Genomic DNA, 300 nt, shown 5'->3' on the forward strand with positions numbered 1-300 from the left:
CTTTATTCTTGTAGTTTTCAATCCAATAGTCCATAAAGTCACCAAGCCGTAGTTTTTCCGGATTCTTTTCAAGATATTCGCCGGATTTTAGCTGACCTTGGACAATAGCCGCAGCATTTACAGCTGCAGTTTTATTGGCGAACCCTCGCTTATGAATACTAATGGGCATTCCGGTAGCCTTGCTACGGCCCTTTGATACAAAGAATTCCCATTTCTCAGTACCGTCTTTCAGTGTGTAGGATTTGATAGTGGCCATAAAAGTCATCCTTTCGTATTTGCTGTGACTTTGTTCGATATTTG

The 300-nt window shown here is 41.3% G+C and carries 1 protein-coding gene; it reads right to left on the bottom strand.

What is annotated here, in order from left to right:
• Positions 1-256, bottom strand: a 256-nt coding sequence (locus tag Q5762_RS37800) for an Arm DNA-binding domain-containing protein (protein WP_315896840.1), incomplete at its 3' end; no start/stop codon positions are given.
• Positions 257-300: the final 44 nt, after the last annotated feature.

Origin of the sequence: Streptomyces sp. P9(2023), from assembly GCF_032436795.1 — a bacterium.
Lineage (GTDB): Bacteria > Actinomycetota > Actinomycetes > Streptomycetales > Streptomycetaceae > Streptomyces.